The following is a 13969-nucleotide window of genomic DNA, read 5'->3' as shown; positions in this document are numbered from 1 at the left end:
TACCGAGTACCCGGTACCTCCCTGCACGTTGCTCTAGACCGCCCCGCCCCGCGCCCGCCGTTCCGGGCGGGGTGGCACGGCCGGGGCGGGGCGGCAGGCCTGGGAGCGGGGTGGTCTCTGCCGCTCGTTGCCCCGCGGCCGTCCCCGCGCAGGCGCCGGCTGGCGGACGGCCCGGGGCACGCCCGGACGCCTTGCCGCCCGTCCCACCCCGCCCCTATCTTTTCCGTCCCCACCGCGCCCCGGCGAGACCCCATACGAGTTCGTGCTACGCCTGCGTAGGCCGCCCTACGCGTTCCTAAGGACCCCCAGCCTTGCTGGCCTGCACGCCCTCATGCCGCGTCTCGTCGCCCTCTGCGCCTTGTTCGTCGCCGTTTCGGCGGCGGCCCAGACCGGGCAGACGTACCGGTCGGCCGAGCCCGACGGTGCCAGGCTCCGCGTCGTGGCCGAGGACGCCGCGTCGCTGACCGTCGAGGTCACCGCGGACTGGGCGGCGCCGCTCGCCGAGGTCGTCGGGCGGGGCGGCTCGCCGGCGTCGCTCGCCCTGCTCGCCGCGGCCGGGCGCCCCGTGCTCACGCACGGCGTCGACCTGATGACGGCCGCCCCGCCCCCCGCGACCGTCGTCGCGTTCGAGGGCGAGGAGGTGCGGCTGGACGCCGCGACGGCCGAGGCACTGGCCGGGTTGGCCCGGCCCGCCGCCGAGGTCGTGAACGTGGGCCGCTACCGGCGTCGGCTCGTGGGCACGCTGGCCATCGCCGTGCTCCGCGTCGAGGGCGACCGCCTCATCCGCACCCGGCGCGCCGTGGTCCGCGTGCCGCGCCCGCCGGTCACGGCCGCGCTCGCGGCGGCCCGCGTGGGCGGGGCGGCGCCGGTCACGCGGAGCGTGCTCGACGAGGGCACGTGGTTCAAGGTCCCGGTCTCGCAGGCCGGCGTCTACCGCATCGACGCGGCCTACCTCCGTGACGGGCTGGGCGTCGAGAACGTCGACCTCGCCCGCGTCCAGGTCTACGGCACCGGCGCCCGCATCCTCCCCGCCCCCAACGCCGCGCCCCGCCCGCGCGATCTCCTGGAGGTCCCCACGCTCGCCGAGGGCGGGGCGGTCCTGTTCTACGCCGAGGGGCCGACGTTCGCCGACGCGCCGTCGTGGTGGGACTGGGTGCCGGCGACGGCGACCGAGGCGGGGTACTGGAGCCACGACATCAGCCCGTTCTCGCGCGTCTCGTACTACTTCGTCCGCGTCGACGCGCCGGCCCCGCGCCGCCTGGGCGCCGCCGCGTTCCCCGAATGGCCCGACGCCGCCCCGCTCGCGACGGTCGCGGACCGCGTGTTCTACGAGGAGGACGTGACCAACTGGGAGCGCGACGAGAGCGGGTCCGGGCTGGACTGGTTGGGGCCGGACTTCGCGCAGGCGGGGGGGCAGATCACGGTCCTCCAGGGCGTCGACCCGCCCGGCCTCGGCGCCGCGCGCGTGTCGTACCGGGCGCGCGTGGCGGCCCGCGCCAACCCGCCCGTGACGATCACGGCGAGCGTCGACGGGCAGGCGGTCGCGACGGCCCGCCCGCGCCGCGTCTTCGACCTGACGGCCTCGGCCGAGCGCAACCTGATCGAGGACGCGTTCATGGACTGGAGCGTCGAGAGCCCGTCGAGCCTCGCCGTCACGCTCGCAAAGGCGGGCGGCAACGCGGGCGCGTTCGCGTGGCCCGACTGGGTCGAGGCCGTGGTCGAGCGCGCGCCGGTCGCCGCGGGCGGGGCGCTCGCGTTCCCCACGCCGGGCGGGCGGGCGGGGCGGTTCGAGGTCGCGCTCCAGGGGTTCGCGTCCGAGCCCGAGGTCTGGGACGTCACGGCGCCCGACGCCGTCCGCCGCCTGGGCGTGCGGGCCGCCGCGGGCGCGTGGCGCGTCCAGGTCGAGGCCACCGACCCCGACCGGCCCCGCGAGCTCTACGCCTTCACCGCGGGCGCCGTGCGCACGCCGGCCGGCCTCGCGGGCGGGGCGGTGGCCGTGCCCAACCAGAACCTCCACGGCGTGACCGGGGCGCCGGCCTACGTCGTCGTCGCGCACCCCGCGTTCCTGGACCCGGCGCGGCGCCTCGCCGAGCGGCGGCGGACGCGGGACGGGCTCGAGCCGGTCGTGGTCACGACCGACCAGGTGTACAACGAGTTCGCGGGCGGGGCGCCCGACATGCGGGCCGTCCGCGACTACATGAAGTTCCTCTACGACCGGGTCCCGGCCGAGAGCGCGCCGCGCTACCTCCTCCTGTTCGGCGACGGCCACTACGACTTCCGCGGCCTCAAAAGCCCGGCGCCCAACTACGTCCTCCCGTACGAGACGGAAAACATGTTCAGCCGGACGGACTCGTACACGTCCGACGACTACTTCGGCCTCCTCGACGACGACGAGGGCGACTGGGAGAACGACCGGAGCGGGCGCCAGATGCTCGATGTCGGCGTCGGGCGGCTCCCGGTGCGGACCGCGCAGGACGCCGCCGCGGTCGTGAACAAGATCGTCCGGTACGAGGACCCGGCCACGTTCGGGCCGTGGCGGGGCGAGTTCACGTTCGTCGCCGACGACCAATTCCCGAACCCGTGGGACACCGACCTCCACGTGCTCAACGCCGACGTCACGGCCGAGCAGACGCAGGCCCGCGACTCCAGCGTGACGCTGGCCAAGATCTACGGCCCGTCCTACCCGCTCACGCGGACGGCCCGGGGCGCCCGCCGGCCCCAGATGAACGAGGCCATCGAGGAGGCCGTCAACCGCGGCACGCTCGTCTGGAACTACAGCGGCCACGGGAGCCCCGACAAGCTGGGCGACGAGAACTACCTCACGCGCGAGATGGTCGAGCGGTTCGATAACCCCGACCGGCTCCCGGTCTTCGTCACCGTCACGTGCTCGGTCGGCAAGTTCGACATCCCCGACCAGCAGAGCCTGGCCGAGCAGATCCTGCTCCGGCCCGACGGGGGCGGCGTAGCCATGCTCACGACGGTCCGGCTCGTGTACACGAACACCGACCCCGGCCCGGACAACAACTTCGGCCTCAACATCGAGCTCTCGCGCCAGATGGTCGCGCGCGAGCCCGACGGCCGCCCCGCCCGGCTCGGCGACGCCCTCGTGCGGACCAAGCGGGCGCTCGTGACGGGCAGCATCAACCCGCGCAAGTTCAACCTCCTCGGCGACCCCGCGCTCCGGCTCGGGCTCCCCGAGCGGCGCCTCGACGTAGCCGCCCCGCCCGTACTCACGGCGTTCGAGCGGGCCACGGTCTCGGGCCGGGTGCTCGGTCCGGACGGCGCCCCCGACCCCACATTCGCCGGCGAGGTCGACGTCACGGTCTACGACGCCGCCCGCGTCGTCGACCTCCCCGAGGACACGTGCGCGCGGCGGACCGGCGGCCGGTGCTACACCGATTCCGACGACGAGGGCGTCCGCGGCGAGTACGTCGACCAGACGGCGCGGATCTACGCCGGCCGCGCGCGGGTGGAGGGCGGGGCGTTCTCGACTGAGTTCCTCGTGCCCCAGGACGTGTCCTACTCGGGCCTCCCCGCCCGCGTCGTGGCCTACGCGGCCGGCGCGGCGGCCGACGGCTCCGGCGTGACCGAACGCCCCCGCGTCTCGGCCGAGGCCGGCACGCGGCCCGACGACGGGGCCGGCCCCGAGATCCGCCTGTTCGTCGGCGACTCCACGTTCGTCGACGGCGGCGAGGCCCCGCGCGGCGCCCCGCTCGTGGCCCGGCTCTCGGACCCCAGCGGGATCAACACGGTCGGTGCCGGGGTGGGCCACGAGCTGCTCCTGACGATCGACGGCGACGCCGCCTCGGCCGTCGACGTGGGCCGGTTCTACCAAGGCGACCTGGGCACCTTCCGCTCGGGGACCGTCCGCGCCCCGCTCCCCGACCTCGCCCCGGGCGAGCACACGCTCCAGCTGACGGCCTGGGACGCGCTCAACAACGCCTCGACGGCCGAGATCCGCGTCGTCGTGGTCGAGGAGGAGCTGGCCGTCGAGAACGTGTTCCCCTACCCGAACCCGACGGCCGGGCCGACCCGGTTCACGTTCGAGCACAACCAGCCGGCGGGGACGCCAGCCGAGCTCCAGGTCCGCATCTACACCGTCGCCGGCCGGCCCGTCCGCACGATCGACGGCGACGAGGCGCTCCCCGGCGGCGTCCTCGTCGGGCGCACCGTCCAGGTCCCGTGGGACGGGCTGGACGACGACCGCGACCGGCTCGCGACCGGGGTCTACCTGTTCCGCCTCCGCCTGGCCGCCGGCGACGCGGCCGGCGGCTCGCGCGTCGTCGAGCGCGTCGAGCGCCTCGCCATCATCCGCTAACGCCCGTTCTCCGCTTACCGCCCCGCCCGGGGCTCCTCCCCATGACCCGCTCCCGCCTCACGCTCCTCGCCGTCGCCCTCGGCGCCGCGCTGGCCGCGCCGCCGGCCGACGCCCAGAACCGCCAGGTCCTGACGACGGCCGTCCCGTTCCTCCAGATCGAGCCCGACAGCCGCGCGGCCGGCATGGGCATGACCGGCGTGGCCCTCGCCGACAACGCCTACGCCCCGTTCTGGAACCCGGCCGGGCTCGCCGAGCAGGACGGCGCCCAGGTCTCGTTCACGTACGCCCCCTGGCTCCCGGCGCTGGGGACGGACCTCGCGTACAACTACCTCACGGGCGTCTACGGGCTGGGCTCGGCCGGTACGCTCGGCGGCCACTTTACCTACTTCGACCTGGGCGAGCAGATCGCGACCGACGAGCGGGGCGAGTCGCTGGGCACGTTCTCGTCGTACGAGATCGCCGCCGGCGTCTCCTACGGGTACCCCGTGACCGAGAACCTCTCGGTCGGGACCGGCGCCCGGTTCATCTACTCGAACCTCACGGGCGGCGCCAGCCTCGGCCCCTCGACGCCGGTCGACGCGGCCGCCTCGTTCGGGGTCGACCTGGGCGTCAAGTACACGGCCCCCGACATCGGGCTGGGCGAGTCGTCGCGGCCCTCGGTCGCATTCAACCTCGCCAACATGGGGCCGCGCATCTCCTACACCGAGAACAACGACTTCCCCGACGCCATCCCGACGACGCTCCGGTTCGGGGGCGCGCTCGACACCAAGATCGACGAGTTCAACCGGATCATCGTCGCCCTCGACCTCAACAAGGTCCTCGTCAACGGCGAGGTCAACGAGGAAGGCCGGCTCGAGTTCGACCCGTTCTACAAGGCCCTCTTCTCGTCGTGGGGGTCGCGCGAGGTGGCGTCCACGTTCGACCCGGAGGGACGGACGTGCGACGAGCGCCGCGAGGATCCCGAGGCCCCGCAGTGCGAGACGATCAGCGCGCTGAAGTCGCTCACGCTGGGGGCTGGGCTCGAGTACTGGTACAACGACCTGCTCGCGCTCCGCGGCGGGTACTTCTACGAGGACCCGGCCAACGGGAACCGCCAGTTCCTGACGCTGGGGACCGGCATCCGGTACAGCCTCGTCGGTGTCGACATCTCGTACATCTACGCGCTCGAGGAGGAGTCGCCGCAGTCCAACCAGCTCCGGTTCTCGCTCCTACTCAACATCCCGCGCTAGGGGAGGAATGGGGGATGGGAGGGATGAGCAGACGGTTTTCCTTCGCCCGCCCCGCCCCCGCGTTGCAGGCCGTCCGCCGCCCCGCCCGCGTCCGTGGGCGGGGCGGAGCGCGGTTGAGGCCCCCGCCCCGCCCGCACGCGCCGCAACGGGCGGGGCGGAGCGGGGGACGCTGCGCATTCCCTCATCCCTCCATCCCCCATCCCTCCATCCCGTGACCGCCCCGCCCCTCGTCGCGCTCGCGGCGGCCGCCGCGTTTGGGGCGGCCGCCTACGGCGCCCGCGCGCTGACGGCGGGAGGGGCGGTGGCCGGGGCGGCGCTCGCGTGGATGCTGCTGGCGTGGGGCGGGGCGGCGTGGGCGGCGCCGGCGCTGACGTTCTTTGTGCTGTCGAGCGCGCTCTCGCGGGCGGGGCGGCGGCGGAAGCGGTCGGCCGAGGCGCTCGCGGCCAAGGGCGACCGCCGCGACGCAGCGCAGGTGGCGGCCAACGGGGGCGTGGCCGCGGCGTGCCTCGCGGTCTGGGCGGTCTGGCCCGCCGCCCCGCTCTACGGCGCCTTCGTGGGCGCGTTCGCGGCGGCGGCGGCGGACACCTGGGGGACCGAGATCGGGACGTGGGCCGGCGGCCGGACGCGCCGGCTGGGCGTCGGCGGCCGCGTCCCGCCTGGGACGTCGGGCGGCGTGTCGGCGGCGGGCACGGCGGGCGCCGCGGCCGGGGCACTCTCGGTCGCGCTCGCGGCCGTCCCGTTCGCGCCGGCGCTCGGGGGCGGGGCGGCGCTGGCCGTCGCCGCGGCGGGCCTCGCGGGAGCGTTCGCGGACACGGCGCTCGGGGCGACGCTCCAGGCCCGCTTCCGCGCGCCGGACGGGTCGCTCACGGAGCGCTCGACGGCGGCGGGGCGGGCGCTCCCGCTGGCGGCGGGGCGGCGGTGGCTGGGGAACGACGGGGTCAACCTGGCCTGCACGCTGGTCGGGGCGGCGCTGGGGGCGCTGGTGGTGGGCGGGGTGGGGTAGGGGCGGAGCGCTCGGACGGGGGGGCTGGCCGCTGCCGCCCTGCCCGCGGAGTCCGCCCCGCCCGCCGTCTCGTGGGCGGGGCGGGGCGGGGCCGCGTACGGACGGGCGGGGCGGGCCGTTGGGGTGGAGCGGGTGGCCCCGCGCCGCCGAGGCCCGGCGGTAGCTTCCGCCGACCCACCTCGCCCCCTACGCGCCCATGCCCTGGTACCGGAAGCTCCACTGGCAGATCATCCTCGGCCTGCTGCTCGGGCTCGGGTTCGGCGTCGTCGCGGCGGCCGAGGGGTGGGGGCCGTTCGTGGACGCGTGGGTCCAGCCGTTCGGGACCATCTTTATCACGGCGCTCAAGCTGATCGCCGTCCCGCTCGTGCTCGCCAGCCTCATCACGGGCGTGGCCTCGCTGTCCGACCTGCGGAAGCTGTCGCGGATCGGGGGCAAGACGATCGGGATCTACATGGTCACGACGGCCATCGCCGTCACGCTCGGCGTGCTCCTGGCCGACCTCATCCAGCCGGGCAAGGCGTTCTCGCCGGCCCTCCGCGACGACCTCGTGTCCGCGTTCGGGGCCGACAGCCAGGCCCGCGTGGCCGACGCCGCGGCGGTCGGCGAGCGCGGGCCGCTCCAGTTCCTCGTCGACGCCGTGCCGGAGAACGTGTTCGCCGCCTTCGGCGACAACGCGAACATGCTCCAGGTGGTCGTCGTGGCGCTGCTGCTGGGGATCGGGCTGGTCCAGGTGCCGAAAGAGCGAGGCGCGCCGGTGCTGGCCTTTTTCGAGGGGCTGAACGACGTGGTCATCCGGCTCGTCGACCTCGTCATGCTGCTGGCGCCCATCGGCGTGTTCGCGCTCCTGGCCGACACGATCGTGAGCGTGGCCGGCGACGACCCGGGCCGCATCCTCAGCCTGCTCTCGGGGCTCGGGTGGTACTGCCTCGTGGTGCTCCTCGGGCTGGGCATCCACACGGTCGTCGTCTACCCGACGTTGCTCCGGCTGTTCACGCCGCTCGGGCTCAAGACGTTTTTCCAGGGGATCGGGCCGGCCCAGCTCGTCGCCTTTTCGACGTCGTCGAGCGGGGCGACGCTGCCGGTCACGATGGAGCGGTGCGAGGAGAAGCTGGGGGTGTCGGAGGAGGTCTCGTCGTTCGTGCTCCCGCTCGGGGCGACCATCAACATGGACGGGACGGCGCTCTACCAGGCCGTCGCCACGTTGTTTATCGCCCAGGCGTTCAGCCTCGACCTGGGGCTAGGCGCCCAGGTCACGATCGTGCTGACGGCCGTGCTCGCGTCGATCGGGACGGCGGCCGTGCCCGGGGCCGGCATCATCATGCTCGTCATCATCCTGGAGTCCGTCGACGTGCCGGCGGCCGGGATCGCCCTCATCCTGGGCGTCGACCGCATCCTCGACATGTGCCGCACGGTCGCGAACGTGACCGGCGACGCGACCGTCGCGACCGTGATCGCGGCGAGCGAGGGGCAGCTCCGGCCGCCCGACCTGTCCGAAGACCGCGACCGCGTCGTGGCCACCCCGCCCCAACCCGCCGTCGCCTGATGACCCGCCCCGCCCGCCTGCTCGCCCTCGTCCTTGTTGCCGCCCCGCTCGCGGGCGCTCCGTTTGCGGGCGGCGCGGCGCGCGCCCAGGCGGCGGCGGACGCCCCCGCCGAAGCGGGCGGGGCGGCGCTCGGCGCGGCCGAGCGGGCGGCGCTGGGGATCGAGACCGACGCCGGCGCCGCGCTCTACGCCCAGGGCCGGGCCGACGCGCTCGCGTTCCGCCTGGACGACGCCCGCCGCGCGTTCCGGCGCCTCGGCGAGCTCGAGCCCCGCTCGACGGCCGGCGTCTACGGCCTCGAGTCGGCCGCGCTCTGGGCCTCGCTCGCCGCCGAGGACGACGCGGCGCTCGACCGCTTCTACGTGCTCAACGACTCGCTCGCGGACCTCGCCGACCGGGCGTCGACGCCGGCGGGGCGGCTGGCCGCGGCGACGGCCCGGCTGCACCGGGCGATCGCGATGGGCCGCCAGGAGCGGTACGCGCGGGCCGGGCTCGCCTTCCGCGACGCCTGCGGCCGGTTCCGCGACCTGGGCGCCGCGGCCGGGCCGGACGCCGACTTTGGGCGGGGCGTGTGCGAGGTGGCCGCGGGCGCCATCCCCCGCCAGTACCGCTTTCTGGCCCGCCTGCTCGGGTTCTCGGGGAGCGTGGCCGGCGGGCTGGAGCGCCTGGACGCGGCGGGGCGGGGCGGTGGGGCGCTGGCCGCCGAGTCGGTCATCGGACTCGCGATCTCGGACGCCACGCTCAACGAGCGCCGAGGGGGCGGGGTGGCGCGCGTCGAGGCGCTCGCGGACGCCCACCCGGACAGCCCGCTCGTGGCCTACCTCGAGGGCTACCTCCTGCTCCTCGACCGCCGCGCCGAGGACGCCGAAGCCGCCTTCCGCCGCGCCCGCGCCGCGCTCGACGCGCCGGGCGTCACCGACATCCCGCTCGTCGACGCCAACCTCGGCATCGCCCTGTTCCGGCAGGACCGCTTCGACGAGGCCCGCGAGCTGCTGGAGGCGTTCGTGCGGACGTACCGCGGGCCGTCGCTCGTGGCGCAGTCGACGCTCATGGCCGGCGTCGCGGCCGAGATGGAGGGGGACCGCCGCCGCGCCGAGGCGCTCTACCGGCGCGTCCGCGCGACGCGCGACTACGACTCGGACCTGTCGGCCGAGCGCGAGGCCGAGCGCCGCCTGGAGGCGCCGATGACGGCGTCGGAGCGCGCGCTCCTCCTGGGCAAGAACGCGTTCGACGCCGGCCGCTACGACGACGCGGTCCGCGTGCTCCAGCCCATCGTGACGGGCGCCGACCTCCCCGCCGTCGACCGCGCCGAGGCCGCGTACCGGACCGGCCGGGCCTACCAGGCGACCGAGCGGTGGGCCGACGCGCTCCGTCACTTTACGCTGGCCATCGACAACCCCGGCGACCCGCTCGCCAAGTGGGGGCCGTGGGCGCTCTACCACACGGGCGAGGTGTACGAGGCGCAGGGCCAGACGGCCGAGGCGCGCGAGGCGTACGAAGGCGTCCTCGACAACGAGACGGAGTTCGACTACCACAAGTCGCTCGAGCAGCGGACGCGGGCGGCGCTCGAACGCCTCGGCCGCTAGGCTCCGCCGCCTGGGTGGGGCGGTCGCGCCTGGTCTCGCCCTCGCGCCCCGCGCCGCCCTCCCCGCCCGATGCCGCCGACTCCGCTCACAGTCCTCCTGGTCCTGCTCGCCGCTCTGGCGGCGCCCGCGGCGGCCCAGACCGCCCTGACCCCGTGCACGCTCTACGACGCGGGCGGGGTGGCGCAGGCGGGGCCGCCGCTGGACCGCCCCGCCCTGGCCGAGCGGCGCGGCGGCGCGGCGACCGTCGTTCGGACGGAGGGCGGGGCGGCCACGTTCGAGGTGACGTACGCGGGCTTTACGCCGCAGGCGCAGGCGGCCTTCCAGGCGGCCGTCGACGTGTGGGCCGAGCACGTCGCCTCGCCGGTGCCGATCCGCATCGACGCGCGGTTCGAGTCGCTCGGGGCAAACGTGCTGGGTTCGGCCGGGCCGCAAATCGTCCCCGATCCGCCCGGGGCGCCGGCCCGGAACACGTTCTACCCGACCGCGCTCGCGAACGCGCTCGCGGGGCGCGACCTGCTCCCCGGCGCCTCCGACATCGAGGCCACGTTCAACAGCGACTTCGACCGCTTCTCGTTCGCGCTCGACGGGGCCGTGCCGGCGGGGCAGTACGACTTCGTTACGGTCGTGCTTCACGAGTTGGGCCACGGCCTGGGCTTTCTCAGCTCGGGCCGCGTGGACGACGGGAGCGGCGACGCCGAGTGCGGGGCGGGCACGGCCGGCGTCGGATGCTGGGGCTACCCGGCCGCGCTCGCCGACCTCCCGCTCGTCTTCGACCGCTCGGTCGAGGACCGGGCGGGGCGGCCCTTCCTGGACCCCGGCGTCTACCCCAACCCCTCGCGCGCGCTGGGCGCGCTGCTCCAGAGCGGGGACCTCTACGTCGCCGCCCCGACCGTCGTCGCCGTCCACGGGGGGACGCGCCCCGAGGTGTGGGCGCCCGAGCCGGCCCAGGTGGGATCATCGTTCTCGCACTGGGACGAGGTCGCCTTCGGGGCCGGGACGCCGAACGCGCTCATGACGCCGCGCATCGGCACGGGCGAAACGTACCGCGACCCGGGCTCGATCACCTGCGCCTTTTTCCAGGACATGGGCTGGCGCCTGGGCGCGGGATGCACGCGGCTGACCGGAGGCGGGAGCGTGTCCGCCGCCGCCCCGCCCGCCCCGCCCGCGCTCCTGGCCGCCGGACCCAACCCGTTCCGCGGCGCGACGGCCGTCCGCCTCCAGGTGCCAACGGCGCAGCACGTCTCGGCCGTCCTGGTGGACGCCCTCGGGCGCGCCGTGCGGACGGTCCACGACGGCGCCGTCGGGGCGGGGCGGACCCGGCTCCGCGTCGACGCGGCCGGGCTCCCGGCGGGCGCCTACTGGCTCCGCGTCCAGACGGAGGCGGGCGCGACCGGGCTCCCGCTCGTCCACGTCCGGTGAGGCGCGCGGCTCTAGTGGCGCTCCTCGCGCTGGGCGGGGCGGCGCTGAGCGGGGCGGCGGCGCAGACCGCCCCGCCCGAGACGCGCGGGCCGGTGCGGTGCGTGCTCCCGGTCGTCGAGACGAGGGCCGCGGCCCCGGGGGCGGGGCGGCGGGCGCGTGGGGCGCCGTGCGATCCGGCCGAGCGGGGCGCTGCGTTCGAGGTGACGTACATGGGCTTTAGCGCCGAGGCGCAGGCCGCCTTCCAGGCCGCCGTCGACACGTGGTCGTGTCTTGTCCGGTCGGACCAGACGGTCCGCATCGCGGCCGAGTGGACGGGGCTGAGCGCGACGACGCTGGGCTCGGCCGGGCCGCGCCTCGTCCGCAACGCGGACGGCCTCCCCGCCCGCGACGTGTGGTACCCGGCGGCGCTCGCGGACCAGCTCGCGGGGCGCGACCTGGAGCCCAAGGCGCCCGACGTCGAGGCGTCGTTCAACAGCGATTTTCCGGCGTGGCACGTCGGGCTCGGGCCGACGCCGCCCGACCAGTTCGACCTCTACACGGTCGTGCTCCACGAGATCGCCCACGGCCTGGGCTTCGTCGGCGGGCTCTCGGTCGAGGACGGCGTCGGCGTCGTGGGGCGGGACGACCTCCGGGGTCCGTTCGCGTACGACCTCCACGCCGAGGACGCGTTCGGCACGCCGCTGCTCGACACGCGTGCCTACCCGGCCCCGTCGGCGCGCCTCGCCGCCGCGCTCACGTCGTCCGTTTGGTTCAGCGGCCGGGCCGTCCGCCGCGTGCGGAACGCGCCGGTCGCGCTCTACGCCCCGGCCCGCTGGCTCCCGGGCGGCTCGTACTCGCACCTCGACGACGTGGCGTTCGAGCCGGGCTCGCGCGACGGCCTGATGTCCCCGTTCGTCGCGCGCGGCGAGGCGGTCGACCGGCCGGGCGACGTGACGTGCGCCGTCCTCGCCGACGTCGGGTGGACGCTCGCCGGCGCGTGCCGCGCGGCCGTCGGCGACCTCGCGCCCGAGCGGGGCGGGGTGGAGGTGGTGCAGACCGGCCCCAACCCGTTCCGCTCGCGGACGTCGCTCCGCGTGGTGAGCGCGGCGCCGGGGCTCGCGCGGGCTGTCCTCGTCGACGTCCGCGGGCGCCGCGTGGCGGACCTGGGCACGACGGCCGTTCTCCCGGAGCGCCCGTTCGAGGTCGTCGTCGAGGCGGCCGGGCTGGCGACGGGCGTCTACGTCGTGGACCTCCGTGTCGGAGCGGGGCGGGTGGCGGTGCCGCTGACGGTCGTGCGGTAGGGCTTGACCTGGGCGGGTCCCTCTCCACCCCGCCCTTGTCCCGCGGGCGGGGTGGCGTACGTTCTACCTCTGATCCCGCCCGTGGTCGCCGACATGAGCGCCTCGACCCTCACCGTCACCGCCCTCGTTTCGGTCGTGCTCGCGTGGGTCGGCCTCACCATCTGGAATCAGGCTGCCCGCGCTCGGGTCGACGACATGGGGCCGGAGATCGCGATCGCCTTCCAGACCTACTTCGCCCCGTACGCCGAGCGGGGCGAGCTCGCGCCCCCGGCCTACTGGGACTTCCGCCTCGGGCGGGTCGTCGAGTACCCGCCTGGCGTGGCGGAGTACGTTCCGGGCGAGGGTACGGAGGGGATGACTCCCGAGTCTGACCTCGTGGCCGTGGCCGTACGCGAGGACGCGGCGACCGGCGAGCGCTGGCCGGTGTGGATGTGGGGCGTGTGGGTCGGCGCCGTCCCCCCGCTCCTGTTCCACGGCCTGTTCGGCGTGGCGTCGCTGGGACTCCTCGCCCTCTGGCTGCGGCTCCGCGCCGCCGGCTGACGCGCCGCGGTGAGCGCGGGCGGGGCGGGCGCGCTGTGGCAAAGACGCCGCCCCGCCCGGGGCCACCCCGCTCGGGCGCTGGCAACGGTCGGCGACGCTTGGTTGGGGCCGCCCCGCTGTCGTCCGCCCCGCCCGCCGCCGTTGCCCCGCGCCGTTGCATGGGACGGCGCTACTCCACCGGCACCACCTGCCCCGTCCCGTCGACGGTGAAGCCGGCCGGGGGCGGGGTGGTCGGGAAGTCCGAGATCGAGACGCCCGTGGCCTCCGATCCCGCCCAGTCGTCGGGGACGTAGTGCGTGTGGCTCCCGTGCGAGATCCCGTGCCACCCGCGCGGGCTCACGACGCCGGTCTCCGACGCCCGCAGCCCGAGCACGTCCGACAGCGCGAACCCGACGAGGACGGCGAGCGCGACGAGGACGACGAGGCGGACAGTCCGGCGGGGCGGCATGGCGGGGACCAGGAGGCGGCCCGGAGAGTACGCCCCGCCCCGCCCCGCGCTCCCCGAACATCCCGTGACCTCGCTCGCCCCGCCCGCCGCCTCGGACCGCCCCGCCCGCGTCGTCCTGCTCATGGGCGTCGCCGGGGCGGGCAAATCGACCGTGGGCGTGGCTCTGGCCCGCGCGCTGGGCTGGGACTTTGTCGACGCCGACGACCACCACAGCGCGGACGCGCTGGGCAAGATCGGGCGGGGCGAGGGGCTCACCGACGCCGACCGCGCGCCGTGGCTGGCCCGCCTCGGCGCGCTCGTCCGCCGCCGCCTCGGGGACGGGCCGCCGACGGTCCTCGCGTGCTCGGCGCTCCGGGCGCCGTACCGCGAGGTGCTCGGGGCGGGGCGGCCGGGCGTCGTGCTCGCCTGGCTCGACGTGCCGCCCGACGTCCTCGCCGACCGGCTGACTGACCGCGAAGGCCACGTGGCGGGGGCGGACCTGCTCCCCAGCCAACTCGCCACGCTCGAAGCGCCCGCCGGCGCGCTCCGCCTCGACGGCACGGCCCCGGTCGCCGAGTCGGTCCGCGTGCTCCAGCGCCACGTGGAGTCTCAGACCTAACGGTATAG

The 13969-nt window shown here is 75.9% G+C and carries 10 protein-coding genes; 9 read left to right on the top strand and 1 reads right to left on the bottom strand.

Going from position 1 to position 13969, the window contains the following annotated elements; all coding sequences use genetic code 11:
- Positions 1–331: 331 nt before the first annotated feature.
- The 8 genes from porU to RQM47_RS12820 all read left to right on the top strand — a co-directional run bounded on the left by porU (position 332) and on the right by RQM47_RS12820 (position 12915).
- Entirely contained in the window at positions 332–4318 is a 3987-nt protein-coding gene (gene porU / locus RQM47_RS12855; RefSeq protein ID WP_314009231.1) for a type IX secretion system sortase PorU, read from the top strand.
- 41 nt (positions 4319–4359) lie between these two features.
- Positions 4360–5547 carry a type IX secretion system outer membrane channel protein PorV gene (porV, locus tag RQM47_RS12850; protein ID WP_311661617.1) on the top strand — a complete coding sequence of 396 codons (1188 nt, stop codon included), beginning with the start codon at positions 4360–4362 and terminating at the stop codon, positions 5545–5547.
- A 211-nt stretch (positions 5548–5758) separates the two neighbouring features.
- Positions 5759–6550 carry a DUF92 domain-containing protein gene (locus tag RQM47_RS12845; RefSeq protein ID WP_314009230.1) on the top strand — a complete coding sequence of 264 codons (792 nt, stop codon included), beginning with the start codon at positions 5759–5761 and terminating at the stop codon, positions 6548–6550.
- Between the two features lie 196 nt (positions 6551–6746).
- On the top strand, positions 6747–8093 hold the full coding sequence (locus tag RQM47_RS12840; protein ID WP_314009229.1) for a dicarboxylate/amino acid:cation symporter: 1347 nt from the start codon (positions 6747–6749) through the stop codon (positions 8091–8093).
- Complete coding sequence (locus tag RQM47_RS12835; protein WP_314009228.1) at positions 8093–9676, top strand: tetratricopeptide repeat protein; 1584 nt, start codon at positions 8093–8095, stop codon at positions 9674–9676. Before RQM47_RS12840 ends, RQM47_RS12835 begins: the two co-directional genes overlap by 1 nt.
- Before the next feature lie 69 nt (positions 9677–9745).
- Positions 9746–11095: a hypothetical protein gene (locus RQM47_RS12830; RefSeq protein WP_314009227.1), complete on the top strand. Its 1350-nt coding sequence runs from the start codon at positions 9746–9748 to the stop codon at positions 11093–11095.
- On the top strand, positions 11092–12375 hold the full coding sequence (locus tag RQM47_RS12825) for a hypothetical protein (protein ID WP_314009226.1): 1284 nt from the start codon (positions 11092–11094) through the stop codon (positions 12373–12375). Before RQM47_RS12830 ends, RQM47_RS12825 begins: the two co-directional genes overlap by 4 nt.
- A 93-nt stretch (positions 12376–12468) precedes the next feature.
- On the top strand, positions 12469–12915 hold the full coding sequence (locus RQM47_RS12820; RefSeq protein ID WP_314009225.1) for a hypothetical protein: 447 nt from the start codon (positions 12469–12471) through the stop codon (positions 12913–12915).
- Positions 12916–13084: 169 nt separating this feature from the next.
- On the opposite strand, the gene RQM47_RS12815 is transcribed toward RQM47_RS12820, so the two are convergent.
- Positions 13085–13363, bottom strand: coding sequence for a hypothetical protein (locus RQM47_RS12815; protein ID WP_311661627.1), 279 nt, complete (start codon positions 13361–13363; stop codon positions 13085–13087).
- A 64-nt stretch (positions 13364–13427) separates the two neighbouring features.
- Between RQM47_RS12815 and RQM47_RS12810 the strand changes: the two genes are divergently transcribed.
- A complete protein-coding gene (locus tag RQM47_RS12810; RefSeq protein WP_311661629.1) occupies positions 13428–13961 on the top strand; it encodes a gluconokinase, GntK/IdnK-type in 534 nt (177 codons plus the stop codon).
- Positions 13962–13969 lie beyond the last annotated feature (8 nt).

Source organism: Rubrivirga sp. S365 (assembly GCF_032248475.1).
Classification (GTDB): domain Bacteria; phylum Bacteroidota; class Rhodothermia; order Rhodothermales; family Rubricoccaceae; genus Rubrivirga; species Rubrivirga litoralis.
The sequence above is the reverse complement of the archived record's forward strand: the minus strand, read 5'-3'. Positions and strand labels throughout refer to the sequence as shown.

Coding starts and splice junctions, on each gene's coding strand:
- porU (WP_314009231.1), top strand. CDS start 332: ATGCCGCGTCTCGTCGCCCTCTGCGCCTTGTTCGTCGCCGTTTCGGCG.
- porV (WP_311661617.1), top strand. CDS start 4,360: ATGACCCGCTCCCGCCTCACGCTCCTCGCCGTCGCCCTCGGCGCCGCG.
- RQM47_RS12840 (WP_314009229.1), top strand. CDS start 6,747: ATGCCCTGGTACCGGAAGCTCCACTGGCAGATCATCCTCGGCCTGCTG.
- RQM47_RS12835 (WP_314009228.1), top strand. CDS start 8,093: ATGACCCGCCCCGCCCGCCTGCTCGCCCTCGTCCTTGTTGCCGCCCCG.
- RQM47_RS12830 (WP_314009227.1), top strand. CDS start 9,746: ATGCCGCCGACTCCGCTCACAGTCCTCCTGGTCCTGCTCGCCGCTCTG.
- RQM47_RS12820 (WP_314009225.1), top strand. CDS start 12,469: ATGAGCGCCTCGACCCTCACCGTCACCGCCCTCGTTTCGGTCGTGCTC.
- RQM47_RS12815 (WP_311661627.1), bottom strand. CDS start 13,363: ATGCCGCCCCGCCGGACTGTCCGCCTCGTCGTCCTCGTCGCGCTCGCC.